The 256-nt window shown below is 59.0% G+C and carries 1 pseudogene; it reads left to right on the top strand.

The features are described from left to right. A pseudogene (locus MN204_RS20990) lies at window positions 1-256 on the top strand (hypothetical protein); the annotation flags it as partial.

Here is a 256-nt window from a genome sequence, read left to right as displayed (position 1 = left end):
ATGCCGCACGGCGAGGCGTGGCTGCGTGATGATGAAGACCGTCCGCTGATCCTGATTGCCGGCGGCACGGGTTTCTCTTACGTTCGCTCCATTCTGCTGACCGCACTGGCGCGTAATCCAGACCGTGATATCACTATCTACTGGGGCGGCCGCGAAGAGAAACATCTGTACGATCTGTCTGAACTGGAAGCGCTGAGCGTAACCCATTCCAACCTGCGCATTGAGCCGGTTGTCGAACAGCCGGAAGAGGGCTGGC

The sequence above is a fragment of the Oceanobacillus saliphilus genome, assembly GCF_023522835.1.
Classification (GTDB): domain Bacteria; phylum Bacillota; class Bacilli; order Bacillales; family Amphibacillaceae; genus Oceanobacillus; species Oceanobacillus saliphilus.
The sequence above is the reverse complement of the archived record's forward strand: the minus strand, read 5'-3'. Positions and strand labels throughout refer to the sequence as shown.